General features: G+C 60.7%; 16 protein-coding genes. 15 read left to right on the forward strand and 1 reads right to left on the reverse strand.

Features of this window, described 5'->3' with window-relative positions; genetic code table 11:
* Positions 1-468: 468 nt before the first annotated feature.
* From rplJ to rpsJ, 11 genes are all read left to right on the forward strand, one after another.
* Positions 469-990, forward strand: a complete 522-nt coding sequence (rplJ, locus tag ABG996_RS07790) for a 50S ribosomal protein L10 (protein ID WP_055250258.1) — start codon at positions 469-471, stop codon at positions 988-990.
* A gap of 102 nt (positions 991-1,092) precedes the next feature.
* Entirely contained in the window at positions 1,093-1,470 is a 378-nt protein-coding gene (gene rplL / locus ABG996_RS07795; protein ID WP_006235005.1) for a 50S ribosomal protein L7/L12, read from the forward strand.
* Between the two features lie 314 nt (positions 1,471-1,784).
* Positions 1,785-2,693 carry a UTP--glucose-1-phosphate uridylyltransferase gene (locus ABG996_RS07800; RefSeq protein ID WP_055250255.1) on the forward strand — a complete coding sequence of 303 codons (909 nt, stop codon included), beginning with the start codon at positions 1,785-1,787 and terminating at the stop codon, positions 2,691-2,693.
* 287 nt (positions 2,694-2,980) lie between these two features.
* Positions 2,981-6,472 (forward strand): DNA-directed RNA polymerase subunit beta, encoded by a 3,492-nt coding sequence (gene rpoB / locus ABG996_RS07805; RefSeq protein WP_271738607.1) that lies wholly within the window; start codon positions 2,981-2,983, stop codon positions 6,470-6,472.
* Between the two features lie 6 nt (positions 6,473-6,478).
* Positions 6,479-10,954: a DNA-directed RNA polymerase subunit beta' gene (locus ABG996_RS07810; RefSeq protein ID WP_022094180.1), complete on the forward strand. Its 4,476-nt coding sequence runs from the start codon at positions 6,479-6,481 to the stop codon at positions 10,952-10,954.
* 385 nt (positions 10,955-11,339) lie between these two features.
* Entirely contained in the window at positions 11,340-11,858 is a 519-nt protein-coding gene (locus ABG996_RS07815) for an RNA polymerase sigma factor (RefSeq protein WP_195239354.1), read from the forward strand.
* A complete protein-coding gene (locus tag ABG996_RS07820) occupies positions 11,809-12,885 on the forward strand; it encodes a DUF4179 domain-containing protein (protein WP_347479601.1) in 1,077 nt (358 codons plus the stop codon). The genes ABG996_RS07815 and ABG996_RS07820 overlap by 50 nt, the downstream gene beginning before the upstream one ends.
* Before the next feature lie 524 nt (positions 12,886-13,409).
* Positions 13,410-13,787 (forward strand): 30S ribosomal protein S12, encoded by a 378-nt coding sequence (rpsL, locus tag ABG996_RS07825; protein ID WP_006235012.1) that lies wholly within the window; start codon positions 13,410-13,412, stop codon positions 13,785-13,787.
* A 73-nt stretch (positions 13,788-13,860) separates the two neighbouring features.
* Positions 13,861-14,334, forward strand: a complete 474-nt coding sequence (gene rpsG / locus ABG996_RS07830; RefSeq protein WP_006235013.1) for a 30S ribosomal protein S7 — start codon at positions 13,861-13,863, stop codon at positions 14,332-14,334.
* Between the two features lie 19 nt (positions 14,335-14,353).
* Positions 14,354-16,453: an elongation factor G gene (gene fusA, locus ABG996_RS07835; RefSeq protein WP_022094183.1), complete on the forward strand. Its 2,100-nt coding sequence runs from the start codon at positions 14,354-14,356 to the stop codon at positions 16,451-16,453.
* Positions 16,454-16,514: 61 nt separating this feature from the next.
* Positions 16,515-16,823 carry a 30S ribosomal protein S10 gene (gene rpsJ / locus ABG996_RS07840; RefSeq protein WP_022094184.1) on the forward strand — a complete coding sequence of 103 codons (309 nt, stop codon included), beginning with the start codon at positions 16,515-16,517 and terminating at the stop codon, positions 16,821-16,823.
* A 115-nt stretch (positions 16,824-16,938) separates the two neighbouring features.
* On the opposite strand, the gene ABG996_RS07845 is transcribed toward rpsJ, so the two are convergent.
* The gene (locus ABG996_RS07845; protein ID WP_347479604.1) at positions 16,939-17,715 is read right to left on the reverse strand and encodes a biotin--[acetyl-CoA-carboxylase] ligase; all 777 of its coding nucleotides are present in this window, start codon (positions 17,713-17,715) and stop codon (positions 16,939-16,941) included.
* A gap of 176 nt (positions 17,716-17,891) precedes the next feature.
* Here ABG996_RS07845 and ABG996_RS07850 point away from each other — a divergent pair, with 176 nt between their 5' ends.
* Genes ABG996_RS07850 through ABG996_RS07865 form a run of 4 tightly spaced genes read left to right on the forward strand, consistent with a single transcriptional unit; the run spans position 17,892 to position 21,001 of the window.
* Entirely contained in the window at positions 17,892-18,851 is a 960-nt protein-coding gene (locus tag ABG996_RS07850) for a 3-oxoacyl-ACP synthase III family protein (RefSeq protein WP_347479607.1), read from the forward strand.
* Positions 18,852-18,903: 52 nt separating this feature from the next.
* Complete coding sequence (locus ABG996_RS07855) at positions 18,904-19,140, forward strand: acyl carrier protein (RefSeq protein ID WP_006235019.1); 237 nt, start codon at positions 18,904-18,906, stop codon at positions 19,138-19,140.
* A gap of 2 nt (positions 19,141-19,142) precedes the next feature.
* A complete protein-coding gene (fabK, locus tag ABG996_RS07860; protein ID WP_347479609.1) occupies positions 19,143-20,087 on the forward strand; it encodes an enoyl-[acyl-carrier-protein] reductase FabK in 945 nt (314 codons plus the stop codon).
* Positions 20,075-21,001, forward strand: a complete 927-nt coding sequence (locus ABG996_RS07865; protein ID WP_022094188.1) for an ACP S-malonyltransferase — start codon at positions 20,075-20,077, stop codon at positions 20,999-21,001. The genes fabK and ABG996_RS07865 overlap by 13 nt, the downstream gene beginning before the upstream one ends.
* Positions 21,002-21,013 lie beyond the last annotated feature (12 nt).

The raw sequence follows: 21,013 nt of genomic DNA on the forward strand, positions 1-21,013 counted from the left end.
CTTGCCCGTATCGTAGGCAATGCGCCGAATGCTCGCCATCGAAATTTATCGGTGGCCCACTTCAGACTGTAATGGGCAGGGCGAGTTTTCCGTAGATTCCGCACGAGCCGAAGGCCACTTAATGTGGCCTTCGTGCGAGCCCAGGACTTGATCGAGCGGAAAACTCGCCCTGCCCCTCCCGGTCGGAGCGTATGCAGGGTTTGTGTACGAATCCTCGCGCCCGTTGACCGACGCCGGGGTCCCCGCCATAATACTTTCGGTTCACGCACGAATCCGCTGCCAGAGACAGCCGGTGCAAACGGGCATCGCCCGCGAGCTTAATGGGATATCCCGCCAGCCGAGGTGGTCGAGTAGATATGTCTTCTCGCCCCCGTCGCTCATGCAGCGCGGGGGCTTTCTTTTTGGACATGCCCCCGTCACGTCCTTGTGGCGGACCGTGCCCGGAAAGAATTCGAGGAGGTGTAATTCATGCCCCAGCAGTACAAAATCGACAAGGTTGCAGAGATCGAGTCCCGTATCGCCGAGAACGCCGGTCTGTTCGTCGTCAACTACAACGGTCTGACGGTTAAGCAGGCTCAGGAGCTGCGTCATCAGCTTCGCGAGTGCGGCGCCGAGATGAAGGTCTACAAGAACAACCTGGTCAAGATCGCCCTCAAGAACCAGGAGCAGCCCGAGATCGACGAGATCCTCGCCGGCCCCGTCGCTTATGTGTTCTACGAGACCGAGCCGGTCGAGGCCGCTAAGGCCCTTAAGGACTTCTCCGCTAAGTCCAAGGGCGTCCTTGAGATCAAGGGCGGTATCTCCGACGGCAAGGCCGTTTCCGCTGATGATGTTAAGGCTATCGCCGAGCTGCCCACCAAGGATCAGCTTCTCGGCCAGATCGCCGGTCTCATCTCCGGTTTCGCTCGCGACATCGCTGTCTGCGTCAACGGCGTTTCCTCTGGTCTCGCTCGTTCGATCCAGCAGGTCTCCGAGCAGAAGGCAGCCTAGTTGCTGTTTTCACCCGCGGCGGCAACGCCGCACCCCTGGCGCATTCGCGCCGTGTTTTAACTGATCTCCGTGCATCCGCACGGAAACCGAAAGGACTTAGAAATGGCTAAGCTTACCACCGATGAGATCATCGATGCTCTTAAGGAAATGACCCTTCTCGAGGCTTCCGAGCTCGTCAAGGCTATCGAGGACACCTTCGGCGTTTCCGCCGCTGCTCCTGCCGCTGTTGTCGCCGCTCCCGCTGCTGGCGCTGCTGAGGCCGAGGAGAAGACCGAGTTTGACGTCGTGCTCGAGGGCTTCGGCGACAACAAGATCCAGGTCATCAAGGCCGTCCGTGAGCTCACCAACCTTGGCCTGAAGGAGGCCAAGGAGGTCGTCGAGGGCGCTCCCAAGGCTGTTCTCGAGGGTGCCAAGAAGGAGGACGCCGAGGCTGCCAAGGAGAAGCTCGAGGCTGCTGGCGCTGCTGTCACCCTCAAGTAATCAGGCTTTCTCGCCAGATTTCTTTGCAGACGGGGTTCGCATTGCGAGCCCCGTCTTTTTTGTTTTTCGGTCCCTCGACGTCGGTTGCTCAAACTGCCATGTTCTGTGATTTGCGTCGTATCGGCTGCCTTGCCGTTGGGCAATAAAATTGCACCATTCGAGCAATAATTTGCGTTGACCTGCTGAAGAATTGTCTCTGCCTTGTAGCGACATATAGTTCCAGCGGTAAGATGCTTGGGTATCGCAATTTGGTCTGCGGCTGTGTGCCGCACGCATGGGGCGCTTTTGCGCCTGCGAAAGGATCTTTGAATAACATGAAGGCAATCATCCCCGCCGCCGGTCTTGGCACGCGTTTTCTGCCTGGCACCAAGTGCACGCCCAAAGAGATGCTGCCGGTGCTCGACAAGCCCGTCATTCAGTATGTCGTTGAGGAGGCGCTCGACCCCGAGGAGGTCGACGATGCCATCATCGTTACTTCTCCCGGCAAGCCTGAGCTGCTGAACTACTTCCAGCCTGATCGCTCGCTCGAGAACCTGCTGCGCGAGCGCGGCAAGAACGCCTATGCCGATGCCGTCGCCCACGCTGGCGGTATGCCGGTCGACTTCCGTTATCAGTACGAGCCCAAGGGCCTCGGCCATGCTATTCGCTCTGCTGCCGACGCCGTGGCAGGGGAGAACTTCCTGGTTCTTCTGGGCGACTACGTTGTGCCTAACCGCGACATCTGCGACAAGATGCTCGCCGTTTCCAAGGAGCACGGTGGCGCTTCGGTTATCGCCGTCGCTGCTTGTTCGCCCGAGGAAGTCAGCCGCTACGGCGTTATCGCCGGCGAGCGCGTCGGTTCGCTCGAGGGCGCCGAGGACGTTGCCGATGCCGAGCCGGGCGCTGTCTGGCGCATCGGCGGTCTGGTCGAGAAGCCCGCTCCCGAGGCTGCTCCGTCCAACCTGTACATCGTCGGCCGCTACCTGCTGAGCCCGCTGGTCATGGACCTGCTGGCAGATCAGCAGGCCGGCAAGGGCGGCGAGATCCAGCTCACCGACGCCATGGCCCGTTCGCTCGACCGTGAGGCCATGTATGCAGTCGTCATCGACCCGCTGTCGGGCTACGACACCGGCACTCCCTCTGGCTGGATGGCCACTAACGCCCTCATGGCTGCAAGCGACCCCCGCTTTGCCGATGCCTTCTGGGACGCCATCGACGAGCGCGGCGGATTGATGCGCAAGTAAGCCTTCGGGCATCGACATTTACGGGCGTGGACCTCGGTTCGCGCCCGTTTTTTATAAGAGCTGCGATTGCCGGCTCTCTGTTCACAGAAAATATATGAACATATGTTCGATACACATACATCTACCTGAGTGTTTTCTGTCGAAAAACTTTGCTACTCCAAAAACTCAATCGCGTCAAGGCTTTTCTTGCCCAACGGTCGGTACCTGATAGACTATTAGGTTGCGATAACTGGCGAAGCTATGCCTCGCCAACCCACCGAGCATTTCCGTGAAGGAGGAAAAACCTGGTGACCTACGCATACACTGCCACTGAGCGCAAGCGCGTCAGCTTCGGGAAAATCCCGGAGGCCATGGAGCTCCCCAACCTTATCTCTGTTCAAAGGGAATCCTTTGAGCGTTTTAAGGACGAGGGCCTTCGTGAGGCGTTCAAGGAATCCAGCCCCATCCAGAGCCAGAACCATGTTCTCGAGGTTACCTTCGGCGAGCATCAGTTCGGCGACCCCGCGCACACCGTCGAGGAGTGCCGCGAGAAGGACATGACCTATCAGGCCCCGCTTCTGACCGACGTCCGTCTCACCAACAAGGAGACCGGCGAGATCAAGGAGCAACTCGTCTTCATGGGCGACTTCCCCATGATGACCGATCAGGGCACCTTCATCATCAACGGTACCGAGCGTATCGTCGTCTCGCAGCTCGTCCGTTCCCCGGGTGTGTACTACAGCTCCGAGATGGATTCGGGCAAGCAGATCTACAAGGCCCAGATCATCCCGTCCCGCGGTGCCTGGCTCGAGTTTGAGGTCGACAAGCGCGACCAGCTCATGGTCTCCATCGACCGTAAGCGCAAGCAGAGCGCCACGATGTTCCTGCGCGCCCTTGGTATTGCCGTCACCAATGACGACATCATCGAGCTGCTCGGCAACTCCGATGTGATCAAGCGCACCCTGGAGCGCGACACCGCCCTCACCCGCGAGGATGCCCTTATCGAGATCTACCGTCGCCTGCGCCCGGGCGAGCCTCCCACCGTGGACGCTTCCCGCAGCCTGCTCGAGGGCCTGCTCTTTAACCCGCAGCGCTACGATCTGGCCCGCGTCGGTCGTTACAAGGTCAACAAGAAGCTCAACCTCACCACCGAGGAAGAGGTCACGGTGCTCACCGACGAGGATATCGTCGCGACGCTGCGCTACCTGTTGTCCCTCGCTGCCGGCGAGCAGGGCTTCAAGGTCGATGACATCGACCACTTTGGCAACCGCCGCATCCGCACCGTCGGCGAGCTCGTCGCCAACCAGTTCCGTATCGGCATGAGCCGTATGGAGCGCGTCGTCCGTGAGCGCATGAGCTCCCAGGACATCGACGAGATCACCCCGCAGTCGCTCATCAACATCCGCCCGATCGTGGCCTCCATCAAGGAGTTCTTCGGTTCCTCGCAGCTCTCGCAGTTCATGGACCAGGCGAACCCCCTGACCGGTCTGACCCACAAGCGCCGCCTGTCCGCACTCGGCCCTGGCGGTCTTGCCGGCCACAAGTCCGGCTCCAGCCGCCGCACCAACGTGCCGACGGCCGTCCGCGACGTTCACAACTCGCACTACAGCCGCATGTGCCCGATCGAGACCCCCGAAGGCCCCAACATCGGCCTGATCGGCTCGCTCGCCCTCTACGCCCGCGTCAACGAGTACGGCTTCATCGAGGCTCCGTTCCGTCGCGTCGAGAACGGCGTTGCCACCGACCAGATCGACTGGATGACCGCTGACGAGGAAGAGAAGCACGTCATCGCGCCGGCTAACACGCCGCTCGATCCCAAGACCAACGAGTTCATCACGACCGATGCCGAGGGCAAGCTTGTCCGCCCGCACACCGTGATCGCCCGTACCCGCGACTTCGACGGCTCCTTCGGCGCTCCCGCCGACGTGCCCGTCGAGGACGTCGACTACATGGACGTCTCGCCGCGTCAGATGCTCTCCGTCGCAGCCACGCTGATCCCGTTCCTCGAGCACGACGACGCCAAGCGTACGCTGATGGGCGCCAACATGCAGCGTCAGGCCGTGCCGCTGGTTCACCCTGCCGCTCCCTATGTCGGTACCGGCATGGAGCGTCGCGCCGCCCTGGACTCCGGCGAGGTCACCCTGGCCAAGAACGCCGGCGAGGTCATTTTTGCCGACGCCGCCAAGATCATCGTCAAGCATGCCGGCGGCATGGACGAGTATCACCTGGCCAAGTACCAGCGCTCCAACCAGTCCACCTGCATCAACCACCGTCCGCTTGTGCGCGTTGGTGACACCGTTGAGCAGGGCGAGCCCCTGGCTGACGGTCCTTCGACCGATCATGGCGAGCTCGCACTGGGCCAGAACCTCACCGTGGCATACATGCCGTGGGAAGGCTTTAACTACGAGGACGGTATCGTCGTGTCCGAGCGCCTGGTGGCCGAGGACCTGCTGACGACCATCAACATCACCCGTCACGAGATCGATGCCCGCGACACCAAGCTCGGCCCCGAGGAGATCACCCGCGAGATCCCGAACCTCTCCGAGGACATGCTTGCCAACCTCGACGAGGACGGCATCATCCGCATCGGCGCCGAGGTCGGCCCTGGCGACATCCTGGTCGGCAAGGTTACCCCTAAGGGCGAGAGCGCTCTGACCGCCGAGGAGCGCCTGCTGCGCGCCATCTTCGGTGCCAAGGCCCACGACGTCCGCGACACCTCCCTTAAGATGCCTCACGGCGCTTACGGCCGCGTCATCGACGTCGTCCGCTTTAGCCGCGAGAACGGCGACGATCTGGCTCCCGGCGTCAACGAGCAGGTGCGCGTCTACGTCGCCCAGCGTCGTAAGATCCAGCAGGGCGATAAGATCGCCGGCCGCCACGGCAACAAGGGTGTTATCTGCAACGTTCTGCCGGTCGAGGACATGCCCTACATGGCTGACGGTACCCCGATCGACGTTATCCTCAACCCGCTGGGCGTTCCTTCGCGTATGAACGTCGGCCAGCTGCTCGAGTGCCACCTTGGCTGGGCTGCTGCCTGCGGTTGGGATACCGAGCAGGCCGACTCCGACAAGTACGTCCCCGGTCCGTTCTTCACCGCCACGCCCGTCTTCGACGGCGCTAAGGAGGACGAGATCGCCGAGGTCATTCGTCGTGCTAACAAGAACATGCTCAACAAGGCCACCGCTGCCTTTGGCGATCACATGCGTCCCGAGTTCGTCACCCAGCTTGACGAGCGCGGCAAGACCCGTCTGTTCGACGGCCGCACCGGCGAGGAGTTCCGCGAGCCCATTACCGTGGGTACGTCCTACATCCTCAAGCTCGGCCACATGGTCGACGACAAGATCCACGCCCGTTCGACTGGCCCTTACAGCCTGGTTACCCAGCAGCCTCTGGGCGGCAAGGCCCAGTTCGGCGGCCAGCGCTTCGGCGAGATGGAAGTTTGGGCACTGTACGCTTACGGTGCTTCCAACGTCCTGCAGGAGATCCTGACCGTCAAGTCCGACGATACCGTGGGCCGCGTCAAGACCTACGAGTCCATCGTCAAGGGCGAGAACGTTCCTGTCCCGGGTATCCCCGAGTCTTTCAAGGTTCTCGTCAAGGAGATTCGCTCCCTCGCACTGGACATCGAGCCCATGCACGATGCCGACGAGGACGCCTCCGCCCCTGTGACCGCCGAGGAGACCTCTGCTCTCGACGACCTGGCTGCGCTCGCCGGCGTTGACGCCGACGTCGAGGCCCAGGATGCCGAGACCGCCGAGGCACCCGAGGCTGTCGCCGCCACGACCACTGATAAGGAGTAGTTGACTGTGGCAGATTTCGAAGCTACTGATTTTGACTCGGTAAAGATCTCCCTTGCCTCCGCCGACCAGATCCGTTCCTGGTCGCACGGTGAGGTCAAGAAGCCGGAGACCATCAATTACCGTACCCTCAAGCCCGAAAAGGATGGCCTGTTCTGCGAGAAGATCTTCGGTCCCGCCAAGGACTGGGAGTGCTCCTGCGGCAAGTACAAGGGCATCCGCTTTAAGGGCATCGTCTGCGAGCGCTGCGGCGTCGAGGTCACCTCGGCCAAGGTGCGTCGTGACCGCATGGGCCACATCGAGCTCGCCGCTCCCGTGTCCCACATCTGGTACTTCAAGAGCCCCACGAGCTTCCCGATGAGCCGTATGCTCGACATCAAGTCCAAGGACCTCGAGAAGGTTCTGTACTTTGCCAGCTACATCATCACCGAGGTTGACTACGAGGCTCGCGAGGCCGACGCCGACGACCTGCGCGAGGAGCTCGCCGCCGATCTGGAAGAGATCGATGCCGAGTGCGCCCGCCAGATCGAGTCCCTCAAGGAGCAGGGCGACCCCGAGAACTTTGACGAGTTCTCCGACGAGGAGCCGCTGACCCCCGAGGAGATCGCCTCCGGCATCGTCGACATCGAGGAAGAGTGCAAGGACGAGAAGCAGCTCCGCACGGACGCCTTCAACGCCTTCATGAAGCTCACTGAGCGCGACCTCATCTCCGATGAGCCGCTGTTCCGCGAGATGACCCGTTACTACTCCATGTACTTCAAGGGTGGTATGGGTGCCGAGGCCGTCCGCGACCTGCTCGCTGCCATCGATCTCCCCTCCGAGGCCGAGAAGCTCAAGGCCATCATCGCCGACGAGGATTCCCAGAAGCAGAAGCGCGAGAAGGCCGTCAAGCGCCTTGAGGTCGTTGACGCCTTCCTGAAGGGCGGCAACAGCCCCGCGAACATGATCCTGGACGTCATCCCGGTCATTCCGCCCGATCTGCGCCCGATGGTCCAGCTCGACGGCGGCCGCTTCGCCGCGTCCGACCTCAACGATCTATATCGTCGCGTGATCAACCGTAACAACCGACTCAAGCGCCTGCTCGACCTGGACGCCCCTGCGATTATCGTGAACAACGAGAAACGCATGCTCCAGGAGTCCGTGGACGCCCTGTTCGACAACGGCCGTCGTGGTCGCCCGGTCTCTGGCCGTGGCGGTCGCCCGCTCAAGTCGCTCGCCGAGGCCCTCAAGGGCAAGCAGGGTCGTTTCCGTCAGAACCTGCTGGGTAAGCGTGTCGACTACTCCGGCCGTTCGGTTATCGTTACCGACCCCAAGTTGCTGCTGCACCAGTGCGGTCTGCCCAAGACCATGGCGCTGGAGCTCTTCAAGCCCTTCGTCATGAAGCGCCTGGTCGAGCTCGGCAAGGTCGAGAACATCAAGGGCGCAAAGCGCGCTATCGACCGTGGTGCCACCTTTGTGTGGGACATCCTCGAAGAGGTCATCGACGGCCGCGTCGTGCTGCTCAACCGTGCACCGACCCTGCACCGTCTGTCCATCCAGGCCTTTGAACCGGTGCTGGTCGAGGGCAAGGCTATCCACCTGCACCCGCTGGTCTGCTCGCCCTTCAACGCCGACTTCGACGGCGACCAGATGTCTGTCCACGTGCCGCTGTCCAGCCAGGCTCAGGCCGAGGCCCGCGTGCTCATGCTCTCTGCGAACAACCTGCGCTCGCCGGCATCCGGCAAGCCGGTCAACATCCCCTCGCAGGACATGATCATCGGTGTGTACTACCTCACCCAGGTCCGCGACGGTCTGCCGGGCGAGAACCACGTGTTCGCCAGCTTCGACGACGCGCTGCACGCCTATGACTGCCGCTCCGAGGTCGACATGCAGGCCAAGATTCAGGTCCGCGTGTCCGCTGCCGATGCCAATGTCATCAACGAGGACGGCACCCGTATCTTCCGCGTCAAGAACGGCAAGAACGAGTTTGTCGACTACGACGTCACCGGCAACAAGACCGCGCGTTTCGAGACCTCTATCGGCCGCATCATCTTCAACCGCCAGTGCCTGCCCGAAGACTATGAGTTCATGAACTACAAGATGGTCAAGGGCGACGTGGCCAAGCTGGTTGCGGACTGCTGCGATCGTTACCCCGAGGCCAAGGTCGGCCCGATCCTCGACGCCATCAAGTACTCCGGCTTCCACTACGCTACCCGCGCCGGCCTCACCATCTCGGTGTGGGACGCTCTCATCCCTGCCGAGAAGCAGGAGCTGCTCGATCGCGCCCAGGCCAACGTCGACCAGATCAACGAGTACTTCGAGGAGGGCTTCATCAACGAGACGGAGCGCCACATCGAAGTCGTTAACGAGTGGACCGCTTGTACCGATAAGGTTGCAGCGCTTATGCTCGACATGTTCGACGAGGAGAACCCGCTGTACATGATGGCCGACTCCGGTGCCCGTGGTTCTAAGACCCAGCTGCGTCAGCTCGGCGGCATGCGTGGCCTGATGGCAGACATGTCCGGCGAGACGATCGACCTTCCCATTAAGGCGAACTTCCGCGAGGGCCTGCTGCCGCTCGAGTACTTCATTTCGACCTACGGCGCGCGTAAGGGCCTGGTCGATACCGCATCCCACACCTCGGACTCTGGTTACCTGACCCGCCGTCTGGTCGACGTGGCCCAGGACGTCATCGTCCGCGAGGAGGACTGCGGTACGCACGAGGGCGTCACCTACAACCTCATCATCCCCGGCACCACCGACCTCAACACCGACCTCGTCGGCCGTTGCTTCATTGAGGACGTCGTGGCTCCCGATGGCACCGTGCTCTTTGAGCAGGACGGCTACATCGAGAAGGTCGCCGACATCCAGAAGATGGTCGATGCGGGCCTCAAGAAGGTCAAGCTCCGCGCGCTGCTCACCTGCCGCTCCAAGTACGGCGTGTGCCAGAAGTGCTACGGTTGGGATCTTTCCACCCGTCGTCCGGTCGCCATCGGTACTGCCGTCGGCATTATTGCCGCCCAGTCCATCGGCGAGCCCGGTACGCAGCTTACGATGCGTACCATTCACTCCGGCGGCGTCGCTGGCGTCGACGATATTACGCAGGGTCTGCCTACGGTCAGCCGTATGTTCGATATCGTCGGCAACGTCAACGAGAAGATTCTGGGTCGCGAGGCCGAGCTGGCTCCGTACTCCGGTCACCTCTCGATTAAGCCCGAGAAGTCCGAGTACGTGCTGACGCTCACCGACTCCGAGGATCACACCCGTGTCCTCGATGAGCGTCGCGTCCCCGCTTCGGTGCGCTTCATGCCCGAGATCGAGGACGGCTGCGAGGTTCGCGCCGGCGACCAGATCACCAAGGGCTTCGTCAACTTCCGCAACCTGCGCAAGCTGACCGATATCGAGTCGACGATGCACACCTTCGTCGAGAGCGTTAAGGACGTCTACACCAGCCAGGGCGTCGACCTGAACGACAAGCACATCGAGGTGCTCGCACGTCAGATGCTGCGTCGCGTTCAGATCACCAACCCCGGCGACTCCAAGTACCTGCTTGGTCAGTACGTTGACCGCTACGAGTTTGCCGACGAGGTTGAGCGCGTTGCCCGTCTGGGCGGTCAGGCTCCTGTGGCCGAGCCCGTCATCCTGGGTACGCTCAAGGTCGCGTCCAACATCGATTCCTGGCTGTCGAGCGCTTCGTTCATCCGTACCGCCGGCGTCCTTACCGAGGCTGCCATTGAGGGCAAGGTCGACCACCTGCTCGACCTTAAGTCCAACGTCATCGTCGGTAAGAAGATCCCGGCTGGTACCGGCCTCAAGCCGTACGCCAACGCCAAGCTGACGTATCGCACGGCCGACGGCTACGTGGACATCGACGGCCCGGCTTCGCCCAACGCCAAGTCGCTGCCCGAGTGGGCTCCTGTGGAGCTCAAGGACCTGGACGAGCAGCTCCCGCAGCAGCTCGACTGGGCCGGCTACGATGAGTTCGGTGGTGCTGACGGTTCGTTCACCCGCAACGGCCACACCATCTCCGCCGAGAAGGCTCGCCTGTACCTGTTCGACGACCTGGGCGTGTCGCAGCGCTGGACCAACAAGTTCAGCGAGGTTGGCATCGAGACGGTCGGCGACCTGGTCGGCAAGTCCGAGGAGGATCTGCTGCGCATCGATGGCATCGGTGCCAAGGCGATCGAGGAGCTCCGTGACGGCCTGGAGGCCCACGATCTGCTCTACATCCTCGAGAACAACGACGACGTTGCCGACGAGGAAGACCTCTCGCAGCTGCTGCAGATGGTCTTTAGCCCCGACGGTCCGGACGATATCCTGCTGGGTACCTCCGCTCCGACGCATCACGCCGACGCCGACGAGGAGCTCCTGGGCGCCCCGATCGACGACAAGAAGGCTCCCGCCAACGGCGCGATCAACGAGGACATGGCTTCCCTCGACGAGCTGCTCAACCAGCTCGTGGACACCGACGACGCCGAAGAGGCCAAGGACAACGACGAGGAATAATTTCCTAGTACGTTAACCGCCCTTCCAAAGACCCGTTTCCCAACAGGGAAGCGGGTCTTTTTTGGTGAGGAACGTTGCCCCGACGAGCACGTCGGATTCCCGGAACGGGCCGCCCGCTGTTTAAGTTTGTCGCGAGTTCCGCACGCAAAGGAAAGCACTTAATGTGCTTTCCGTCTTGCGCAGGACTGCAGAGCAGCAAACTTAAACAGCGGGCGGCCCGTTCCGGGAATCCGCCCCCGCGCACAGAAGGGGATTCCTTTTGCCAAAAAGGGACAGGTTTATTTTGGTAGGTTATTCCTGCTTGAATTTGAAACATTTCGTTCGGTCAAAGCGTATCTATGGTGAGGGCCTCAGCAAGAATCATTACCGTCACCGGGAGGTGATTATGGAAGAACAAGCATTTAGACAGGCGGTCGAGGATCACCGGGATGTCGTGTTTCGAATCGCATTGACGTACCTGCGCGATCGTGCCGACGCCGACGATGTTGCCCAGGATGTCTTTCTTAAGCTGCTTAAAAGCGATGGACATTTTGAGAGTTGGGAGCATCTTCGCCGATGGCTTATCCGGGTCACGATCAATGAATGCAAATCGCTCTTCCGAAAGCCATGGAGGCGCGTGGAGGATATTGAGAACCTAGCCGATTCGCTCTCGGCAGCGCAGGATGAGACCAAGGCGGTCCTGTCAGACGTTATGCGACTTCCGGAGCGATTCCGCGTTCCCATCGTGCTCTATTACTATCTGGGCTTCTCGACCTCAGAGATTGCCGAGTTGTTGCATGTGCCAGCCGCGACCGTTCGAACGCGTTTAGCTCGCGGTCGATCGAAGCTCAAATTCATCCTAGAGGAGGGCGACCGTGAAATCCAATCAAATCAAGCAGGCCTTCGAGTCCATCCAAGCCGATAGCGATCTTGCCGACCGTGTTATTGATGCTGCGGCAGGCGAGCCGCTTCATCGAAAGGGCCACGCGAAGCCTCTCTATGTTGCCGTAATCGGATGTCTTGCCGGAGTGTTGGCGACCGGAGGGGTCGCCTACGCCGTTGTCAATTCCGGCTATTTTGCCTCAGCCTGGGGAAACCACGGCAACGGGGATTCCATTACCTGGACTAATGGCGGCTCATCGGGGACTAAATACACCTACACCAGAGAGTTTGGTGACGGCATTGCGCCCCAAAGCCTGGAGGGCACAGTCCAGAAGGTTAATCTGTCCGTCGAGGGTAACGGCTATACGCTTGATATCCATGAGATGGCTATCGATAAAAACGGTTGCGGCGCCGTGACGTTTACGCTGTCCAATCCAAATGGCGTTAACTACTACAAGCCGGCAGCAGAGACAGGCGAACTTGTTCTCTATGGTGAAGAAGAACAAGGCATCGGCACGCCCAGCATGAACTTCGGCGAGGAATGGGCTGACACACGCTGCACCATTGATAAGGACACATCAAGCGACACGGTCATTAATGGCACGATGTACTTTGCCTCGTGGGATCGCGAGCGAGATTTGGGACATGCGGTCACCTGGAATATCAGCTGGACGGAGGGCAAAGGTGAGGATGCGAAGGTGATCGAGGTATCGACGCCAGAGTTTAACGTCGGAGCGCACGTCGATACAAAGGAGCTCCGCTCCGATGACTCGCCTCTCGAGATCAGTCCGTTTTCCATCCAGACGCATATCGATGATCTGGGCTATGAAGCAGTTGATCATAAACTGACCGTCACCTACAAGGATGGATCGGAGCAGATTGTCGAAGATGACGACGCAGGGGTGTTCAACTTCTATGTTTCGCTGGCGCGCAATAGCGGAGAGAACAACTGGGTGCCAACGAAGTTGATTGATGTCGACCAAGTGGTCTCAGTAACGCTTGAGGGCACGAGGTGCACGTCAACAGGAGAGACCGAAACAGAAGTACCCTTTACCATCGTCTATTTGTAAGATTTGGGGCCGCTTCCTACTAGGGGAAGCGGCCTCTTTTGCGTTAAATGGAAACGCCGCCGATTTCCATGCGACAGATGAGAGCAGATTACCGCTGGAGCGCGACGTTTCCCCAGATAAAACCGACCAAAATAAACCTGTCCCTTTTTGGCAGGGAACGTTGCCCCGACGAGCACGTCGGATTCCCGGTCCGGGCGGCCCGCTGTTTAAGTTTGTCGCGAGTTCCGCACGCAAAGGAAAGCACTTAATGTGCTTTCCGTCTTGCGCAGGACTGTAGAGCAGCAAACTTAAACAGCGGGCCGCCCGGACCGGGAATCCGCCCCCGCGCACCGAAGGGGATTCCTTTTGTGTAGGCTTTGCGGAAATGTGCCTATTTTGGGATACGCCCGGCGGCGTGGTCTGTTGACGGCACAGCTAACGCCACGTATCCTATCGAACTGCGTGTTTCGTAGGGGGATGCTGACCCCTCGATTCAAGCCGTTGCACTTTACAGAAAGCTGGAATCATTCGAGAAGGAGTACGCTTTGCCTACTATTAACCAGCTGGTTCGCCAGGGCCGTCGTTCCGTGCCCAAGAAGTCCAAGAACGCTGCTCTGCAGCACAACTCCCAGAAGCGCGGCGTGTGCACCCGCGTCTTCACCACGAGCCCCAAGAAGCCGAACTCGGCTCTTCGTAAGGTTGCCCGTGTTCGCCTCGTCAACGGCATCGAAGTTACTGCTTACATCCCGGGTGAGGGCCACAACCTGCAGGAGCACTCCATCGTGCTCGTCCGCGGCGGTCGTGTCCGTGACCTCCCTGGTGTCCGTTATCACGTCATCCGTGGCGCCTACGACGCTGCTCCGGTCCAGAACCGTATGCAGGCCCGTTCCAAGTACGGTGCTAAGCGCCCCAAGGCTAAATAAGCCAGATAACGTTTTGATACTTTCGCCGTGTGCCGCCTAAGCGCCGCACGGTAGACACTTAAGGAGATTTCACATGCCGCGTCGTGCAGCAGCTAATCGTCGTGAGGTTCAGCCTGACGCCGTTTACAACAACCGCCTGGTGACTCAGCTCATCAACAAGGTCCTTCTTGACGGCAAGAAGGCCACCGCTGAGCGCATCGTTTACACCGCTTTCGAGATCGTTGCCGAGAAGTCCGAGGGTGGCGACGCTCTCGCTACCTTCAAGAAGGCTATGGACAACGTCAAGCCCACGCTCGAGGTTAAGCCCAAGCGTGTCGGTGGCGCTACCTATCAGGTCCCGATGGAGGTCAACTCCCGTCGTTCCACCGCTCTGGGTATCCGCTGGATCGTCAACTTCTCCCGCGCTCGCAAGGAGAAGACCATGGCCGAGCGTCTCGCCAACGAGATCCTCGACGCTTCCAACGGCCTGGGCGCTTCCGTCAAGAAGCGTGAGGACGTCTTCAAGATGGCCGAGGCCAACCGCGCGTTCTCTCACTATCGTTGGTAAGTTAAGGTAAGGAACTAACATGGCTAAGCCTAAGTACAAGCTTTCCGATACCCGTAACATCGGCATCATGGCCCACATCGATGCCGGTAAGACCACCACGACCGAGCGTATTCTTTACTACACCGGTAAGACCCACAAGATCGGTGAGGTCCATGAGGGCGCTGCCACCATGGACTGGATGGTTCAGGAGCAGGAGCGCGGCGTAACCATTACCTCCGCTGCTACCACGTGCTTCTGGAACAAGGACGGTAAGGACTACCGCATCCAGATCATCGACACCCCGGGCCACGTTGACTTCACCGCCGAGGTCGAGCGCTGCCTGCGCGTCCTCGATGGCGCTGTCGCCGTCTTCGACGCCGTTGCCGGCGTTCAGCCCCAGTCTGAGACCGTTTGGCGTCAGGCTTCCACCTTCAACGTCCCCCGCATCGCCTTCATCAACAAGTATGACCGCGTGGGCGCTGACTTCTTCAACGCTATCGAGACCATGAAGGATCGTCTCGACGCTAACGCCGTGGCCGCTCAGGTCCCGATGGGCGCCGAGGACAACTTCTGGGGCGTCATCGACCTGGTCACCATGACTGCATGGGACTTCAAGGCCGACGAGAAGGGTATGACCTACCCCGAGCCGATGGACGAGATCCCGGCTGAGTTCGCCGACATCGCTGCCACCAAGCGCGAGGAGCTCCTCGACGCTGCTGCCAGCTTTGACGACGAGCTCATGGAGAAGATCCTCATGGAGGAGGACTTCACCGTCGAGGAGCTCAAGGCGGCTCTGCGTAAGGGCGTTCTGGCCAACGAGCTCAACCTCGTCTTCGTGGGCTCCGCCTACAAGAACAAGGGCGTTCAGGAGCTGCTCGACGCTGTCGTCGACTACCTGCCCAGCCCGCTCGACGTTGAGGCCGTCACCGGTACCGATCCGGACACCGGCGAGGAGATCCAGCGTCATCCTTCCTTCGACGAGCCCTTCTCCGGCCTGGTCTTCAAGATCATGACCGACCCGTTCGTCGGTAAGCTCACCTACGTCCGCGTTTACTCCGGCCGCGCCGAGTCCGGCTCCTACGTTGTCAACGCTTCCAACGGTCAGCGCGAGCGCCTCGGCCGCATCCTCGAGATGAACGCCGCCGAGCGTATCGACCGTGACGACGCTGCCGCCGGCGACATCGTCGCTTGCGTCGGCTTCAAGAACTCCACCACCGGCGACACCCTGTGCGCCGAGGGCAAGGAGATCGTCCTCGAGAAGATCGAGTTCGCTAAGCCCGTTATCGACGTTGCCATCGAGCCCAAGACCAAGGCCGAGCAGGACAAGATGTCCCTGGCTCTGACCAAGCTCGCCGAGGAGGACCCGACCTTCCAGGTGTCCACCAACCACGAGACCGGCCAGACCATCATCGCCGGCATGGGCGAGCTGCACCTCGAGATCATCGTCGACCGTCTGCTCCGTGAGTTCAAGGTTGACGCTAACGTTGGTAAGCCCCAGGTTGCCTACCGCGAGACCGCTGGTCACGACGTCGAGAAGGCTGAGGGCAAGTTCGTCCGTCAGTCCGGCGGTCGCGGTCAGTACGGCCATGCCGTCATCAAGCTCGAGAAGATGGAGGAGGGCTTCGGCTACGAGTTCGTCAACGCTATCGTCGGCGGCGTCGTGCCCAAGGAGTACATCCCGTCCATCGACAAGGGCATCCAGGAGGCCCTGAACACCGGTGTTATCGCCGGCTTCCCGGTCCTCGACGTTAAGGTCACCCTGTTCGACGGTTCTTACCACGAGGTCGACTCCTCCGAGGCCGCCTTCAAGATCGCCGGTTCCATGGCTATCAAGGACGCCCTCAAGAAGTCCGACCCGCAGCTGCTCGAGCCGATCATGGCTGTCGAGGTCGAGACCCCCGAGCAGTACATGGGCGACGTTATGGGCAACCTCTCCGGTCGCCGCGGCAAGATCGAGGGCATGGAGGATCGCAAGAACAGTAAGCTCATCCGTGCCAAGGTGCCGCTGGGCGAGATGTTCGGTTACGCTACCGACCTTCGCTCCCAGACCCAGGGCCGTGCATCCTACACGATGCAGTTCGACTCTTATGAGCCTGCGCCCAAGTCCATCGTGGACGAGGTCATGAGCAAGAACGCCTAAGTTCGAGCTCCCTGTTACGTAATCCTGCGAGAACATCTCTCGCACTCTTTGGAGGTTTAAGTTGGCTACCCAGAAGATCCGCATTCGCCTCAAGGGCTATGATCACGAGGTCGTCGATCAGTCCGCGAAGCTCATCGTCGAGACCGCTCAGAAGACCGGCGCTCGCGTTTCCGGTCCTGTCCCCCTGCCCACCGAGCGCAACCTGTACACGGTTATCCGCTCGCCGCACGTGAACAAGGACTCCCGTGAGCAGTTCGAGATGCGCACCCACAAGCGCCTCATCGACATCCTCGACCCCACCTCGGGCACCGTTGATTCGCTCATGCGTCTCGACCTCCCCGCTGGCGTCGACATCGACATCAAGCTCTAAGCGATATCGCTCATAGCTTATAGAGCCCCGCTGCCATCTTGGTAGCGGGGCTCTTTTGTTTTGAATGATGGTTTGGACTGCCTGGTAGTGCTGCTGAGCAGGTGACTGCGGTGCCCTATTCGCTCAAGGGGCGCAGCGATGCCTCCTCAAAATGGAAGGATCGCAAGCCGTCTTCCGTTTCGATGCACGCGCGACCAAAGCCATCGACCGTTTTAAAGATGCCACGTGCCAGCTCGTCCTCAGCGGGGGAGCGGGCGATAACGTGCTTCCCGATCCAATTGAGGTGAGCGATATATTCGTCGCGGACGGGCGCGAGCGGACCGGCGTCTTCTTCCTTGGCGTTGAGGCGCTCTGCCCAGGCATCTACAGCGTCTATAACTGCGTGATAGACCTCATCGAGGAGCATGTCGACGGCGGGAACGCTCTCGTTGAGATCCGAGAGACCGATTGCCGGCAGGCCGCCATCGGGAACCTCCGAGGGTACATAGTTCACATTGACGCCAATGCCGCAGACGGCGAAAGGTTTGCCTTCGTTATCGCGTGCCGCCTCGACCAGAATGCCGCCGAGCTTGCGTCCTCGCGCGACCAGATCGTTGGGCCATTTAAGGCGAATCTTGTTTGCAAGGCCCTGTTTTTCGAGCGCCGCAAGCACCGCTAGGCCGCTGACGGCGGCAAGACCAGAGTACTTTGCGGGATTAACGCATGGACGCAGGACAATCGAAAGCAATAGGTTGCCGGCGGTTGAATCCCACTTGTGGCCGCGCCGGCCGCGTCCTGCCGTTTGCGCGCGGGCGGCAAGTCCTGTGCCGTGTGGCGCTCCCTGTTTTCCTGCTTCGAGCAGGTCATCGTTGGTCGATCCGGTTACGTCGACTATCGTTAAACGAGAATCCATAACAGCTGCTACCTCCTAAGTTAATAAGGCAATCGCGCAATGGTGTCGAGAGATAGACACAATGTGAAGCCTTTGTCGCTTTTGGACAATTTAATGTTAACACGTCAACAAAGACTGAAATGCGTTATCCTCTCTTGGTCGATGTAAACACGTCAACAACTCAAAGGAGGTTAGTGATGGGTTTCACGATTCTTGGAACAGGTTCGGCACTTCCTGAACGCAGTGTTTCCAATGACGAGCTGTCTGAGTTCCTCGATACCTCGGATGAGTGGATTTTTACCCGCACAGGTATCAAGAGCCGCCACGTCTGCACCACCGAGTCACTTGACGACCTTGCCGTAGCGGCGAGCGAGCGGGCACTCCAGGTGTCCGGAATCGACGCGAGCCAGCTGGATCTGATCGTCTGCTCGACGACGACGGGTGACCACCTTGTTCCCGCCGAGGCGTGTACCGTTGCAGAGCGACTTGGCGCGACGTGCCCTGCCTTCGATGTCTCGGCGGCCTGCGCCGGCTTCGTATTTGCGCTCGATGTCGCCGAGGGCTATATCGCCCGCAGCCGTGCCGAGTGCGTGCTAGTCGTTGCGGCCGAGCAGATGACGCGCGCGCTCGATTGGACCGACCGTGCCACGTGCGTGCTCTTTGGCGATGGGGCAGGAGCCGCAGTGATTGGGACTGGGGGAGACAACCCCCTTGCCGTTGAGCTTTCGACGGCGCCCGACGTCGAGACCTTGCGCGTTCCCGGTCTGCTCGGCACCTCGCCGTTTAAGGCTTCCGCAGATAGCGCGAGCGTGCTGTCCATGAATGGCCGCCGCGTGTTCAAGTTCGGCGTCAACGCCATCTGCGACACGGTCCATAAGCTTGCGATCGATGCGGGCATTTCGGTCGAAGACATCGATCATTTTGTATTCCATCAGGCTAACGAACGAATCCTGAGCCAGGCGGTCAAGCGCCTGGGCGTGCCGGACGAGCGTGTGGTTCGCACGTTGCGCGAGACCGGCAACATTTCGAGCGCATGCATTCCGCTTGCCCTCGACCGGCTGGCAAACGCCGGTGCACTTCACACAGGCGACACCATCGCCTTGGTTGGATTTGGCGCCGGTCTGGATATAGGTGGCTATCTGCTTCGTTGGAAGTAGTCGCACATAGGAAATGAAAACGCCCCTAGGGCACAACCAAAGGAGAACTACCATGGCAGATCAGAAGACCTTCGAGCGCGTTTGCGACGTTATCCGCGAGACCGCTGGCCTTGACGACGTCGAGATGAAGCCCGAGTCCACGCTCGAGGAGATTGGCCTCGACAGCCTGGGTACCGTCGAGATTCTCGTCGCCGTTGAGGACGAGTTTGGCATCCAGCTTGATACCGAGGAGAACCCCAAGACGGTCGGCGAGTTCGCCGATACGGTCGAGGCGGCATTGGAGAAGTAGAGATGCTCAAGACTCCTCTCTGCAATCTGCTCGGCATCGAAAAGCCCGTGTTCCAGGGCGGCATGGCCTGGATTGCCGACGCCTCACTGGCATCGGCCGTATCCGAGGCGGGCGGCCTAGGCATCATCGCGGCTATGAATGCCGACGCCGACTGGCTTCGCGACCAGATTCATGAGCTGCGCACCAAGACGGATAAGCCCTTTGGCGTTAACGTCATGCTCATGAGCCCGTTTGCCGACGAGGTTGCACAGGTTGTGATCGATGAGCAGGTGCCCGTTGTGGTGACTGGTGCCGGTAATCCCACCAAGTACATGAAAGCTTGGAACGATGCGGGCATCAAGGTCATCCCGGTCGTTGCCTCGGTGGCGCTGGCGCGCCTCGTGGCACGTCGTGGAGCCACGGCGGTTGTTGCCGAGGGTACCGAATCGGGCGGCCATATTGGCGAGACCTCGACGATGGCACTGGTGCCACAGGTCGTCGATGCGGTCGACATTCCCGTTGTGGCCGCCGGCGGTATTGCCGACGGCCGCGGCGTGGCGGCCGCCTTTATGCTGGGCGCCGAAGGCGTGCAAGTGGGTACGCGCTTTCTGGTCGCAGACGAGTGCACCGTCTCGGAGCAGTACAAAGAGATGGTCCTGAAGGCCAACGACACTTCGACGCGTGCGACCGGCCGCTCGACGGGACATCCGGTGCGCGCCCTCAAGAGCCCCTTTACCAACGCCTACGCCAAGAGCGAGGCGGCGGGCGTAAGTGTCGAGGAGCTCGGGGCCATGGGCACGGGCGCCCTTCGCAAGGCCGCCAAGGACGGCAATTACGAAGAGGGTTCGTTTTTGTGTGGACAGATTGCCGGCATGGTTAGCGAGCGCCAGAGCGCACGCGAAATCGTTGACGATCTGGTCGATGGCGCCGAGCGCGTCCTGAAGGGTGCGTCCGCATGGGTAGCGTAGCGTTTCTGTTTGCCGGCCAGGGTGCCCAACACCCCGCGATGGGCGTCGACCTGATCGAGACATCGCCGGCGGCCGCCGAGGTGTTCACCATTGCCGACGAGGTGCGCCCGGGGACCAGCGAGCAGTGCCGGAGTGCCTCCAAGGAGGAGCTCTCGCAGACCGAGAACACGCAGCCGTGCGTGTTCGTTCACGACCTGGCAGCGGCTGCCGCCCTGCGTGAGCGCGGCGTGGTACCTGCCGCCTGTGCGGGATTCTCGCTGGGCGAGGTCGCCGCGCTCACCTTTGCGGGGGCGTTCGATATGCGAGCGGGCTTTGGGCTTGTGTGTGAGCGCGCGGCGCTGATGGCCGCGGCTGCCGAGCGCCATCCGGGCGGCATGCGCGCCGTCATCAAGCTCGATGCGGCGCAAGTCGAGGGCCTGGCAAAACAGGCCGGCGAGGACTGCTGGCCAGTCAACTACAACAGCCCGCAGCAGACGGTTGTGGCCGGAGCGCCCGAGGCGCTGCAGGAGCTCGACGTCCTAGTAAAAGAGGCTGGCGGCCGCGCTATGAAAGTCGCGGTGTCGGGTGCATTTCATAGCCCCTATATGGCAGAGGCGACTGAGGGGCTGGCGACGTATATCCAAGACGGCCACGTTCCGTCTTCGCTGCTAATTCCGGTTATGGCAAACATGACGGCGGCGCCCTATCCGGCGGACCCGCGAGCGGCATCGGATGTCTTGGCCAACCAGGTGAGCCATGCCGTGCGTTGGGTCGACACGCTGCACACTCTGCAGGATCAGGGTATCGACACGTTTATTGAGGTCGGCCCTGGCAAAACGCTGTCAGGCCTGGTCAAGCGTACGCTGAGCGACGTTCGCGTGTATTCGTGCGAAACGGCCGAGCAGGTCGCAGCTATTGCCGACGAGCTCGCATAGTCCACAGGGCTG

The organism is Collinsella aerofaciens (genome assembly GCF_039836695.1).
Classification (GTDB): domain Bacteria; phylum Actinomycetota; class Coriobacteriia; order Coriobacteriales; family Coriobacteriaceae; genus Collinsella; species Collinsella aerofaciens_BD.

Excerpts from the sequence above, each read along its gene's own strand:
- ABG996_RS07865 (WP_022094188.1), top strand. The coding sequence starts at position 20,075 with ATGGGTAGCGTAGCGTTTCTGTTTGCCGGCCAGGGTGCCCAACACCCC.
- rplL (WP_006235005.1), top strand. The coding sequence starts at position 1,093 with ATGGCTAAGCTTACCACCGATGAGATCATCGATGCTCTTAAGGAAATG.
- ABG996_RS07800 (WP_055250255.1), top strand. The coding sequence starts at position 1,785 with ATGAAGGCAATCATCCCCGCCGCCGGTCTTGGCACGCGTTTTCTGCCT.
- ABG996_RS07815 (WP_195239354.1), top strand. The coding sequence starts at position 11,340 with ATGGAAGAACAAGCATTTAGACAGGCGGTCGAGGATCACCGGGATGTC.
- rpsG (WP_006235013.1), top strand. The coding sequence starts at position 13,861 with ATGCCGCGTCGTGCAGCAGCTAATCGTCGTGAGGTTCAGCCTGACGCC.
- ABG996_RS07845 (WP_347479604.1), bottom strand. The coding sequence starts at position 17,715 with ATGGATTCTCGTTTAACGATAGTCGACGTAACCGGATCGACCAACGAT.
- ABG996_RS07855 (WP_006235019.1), top strand. The coding sequence starts at position 18,904 with ATGGCAGATCAGAAGACCTTCGAGCGCGTTTGCGACGTTATCCGCGAG.
- ABG996_RS07850 (WP_347479607.1), top strand. The coding sequence starts at position 17,892 with ATGGGTTTCACGATTCTTGGAACAGGTTCGGCACTTCCTGAACGCAGT.
- rplJ (WP_055250258.1), top strand. The coding sequence starts at position 469 with ATGCCCCAGCAGTACAAAATCGACAAGGTTGCAGAGATCGAGTCCCGT.
- fabK (WP_347479609.1), top strand. The coding sequence starts at position 19,143 with ATGCTCAAGACTCCTCTCTGCAATCTGCTCGGCATCGAAAAGCCCGTG.
- fusA (WP_022094183.1), top strand. The coding sequence starts at position 14,354 with ATGGCTAAGCCTAAGTACAAGCTTTCCGATACCCGTAACATCGGCATC.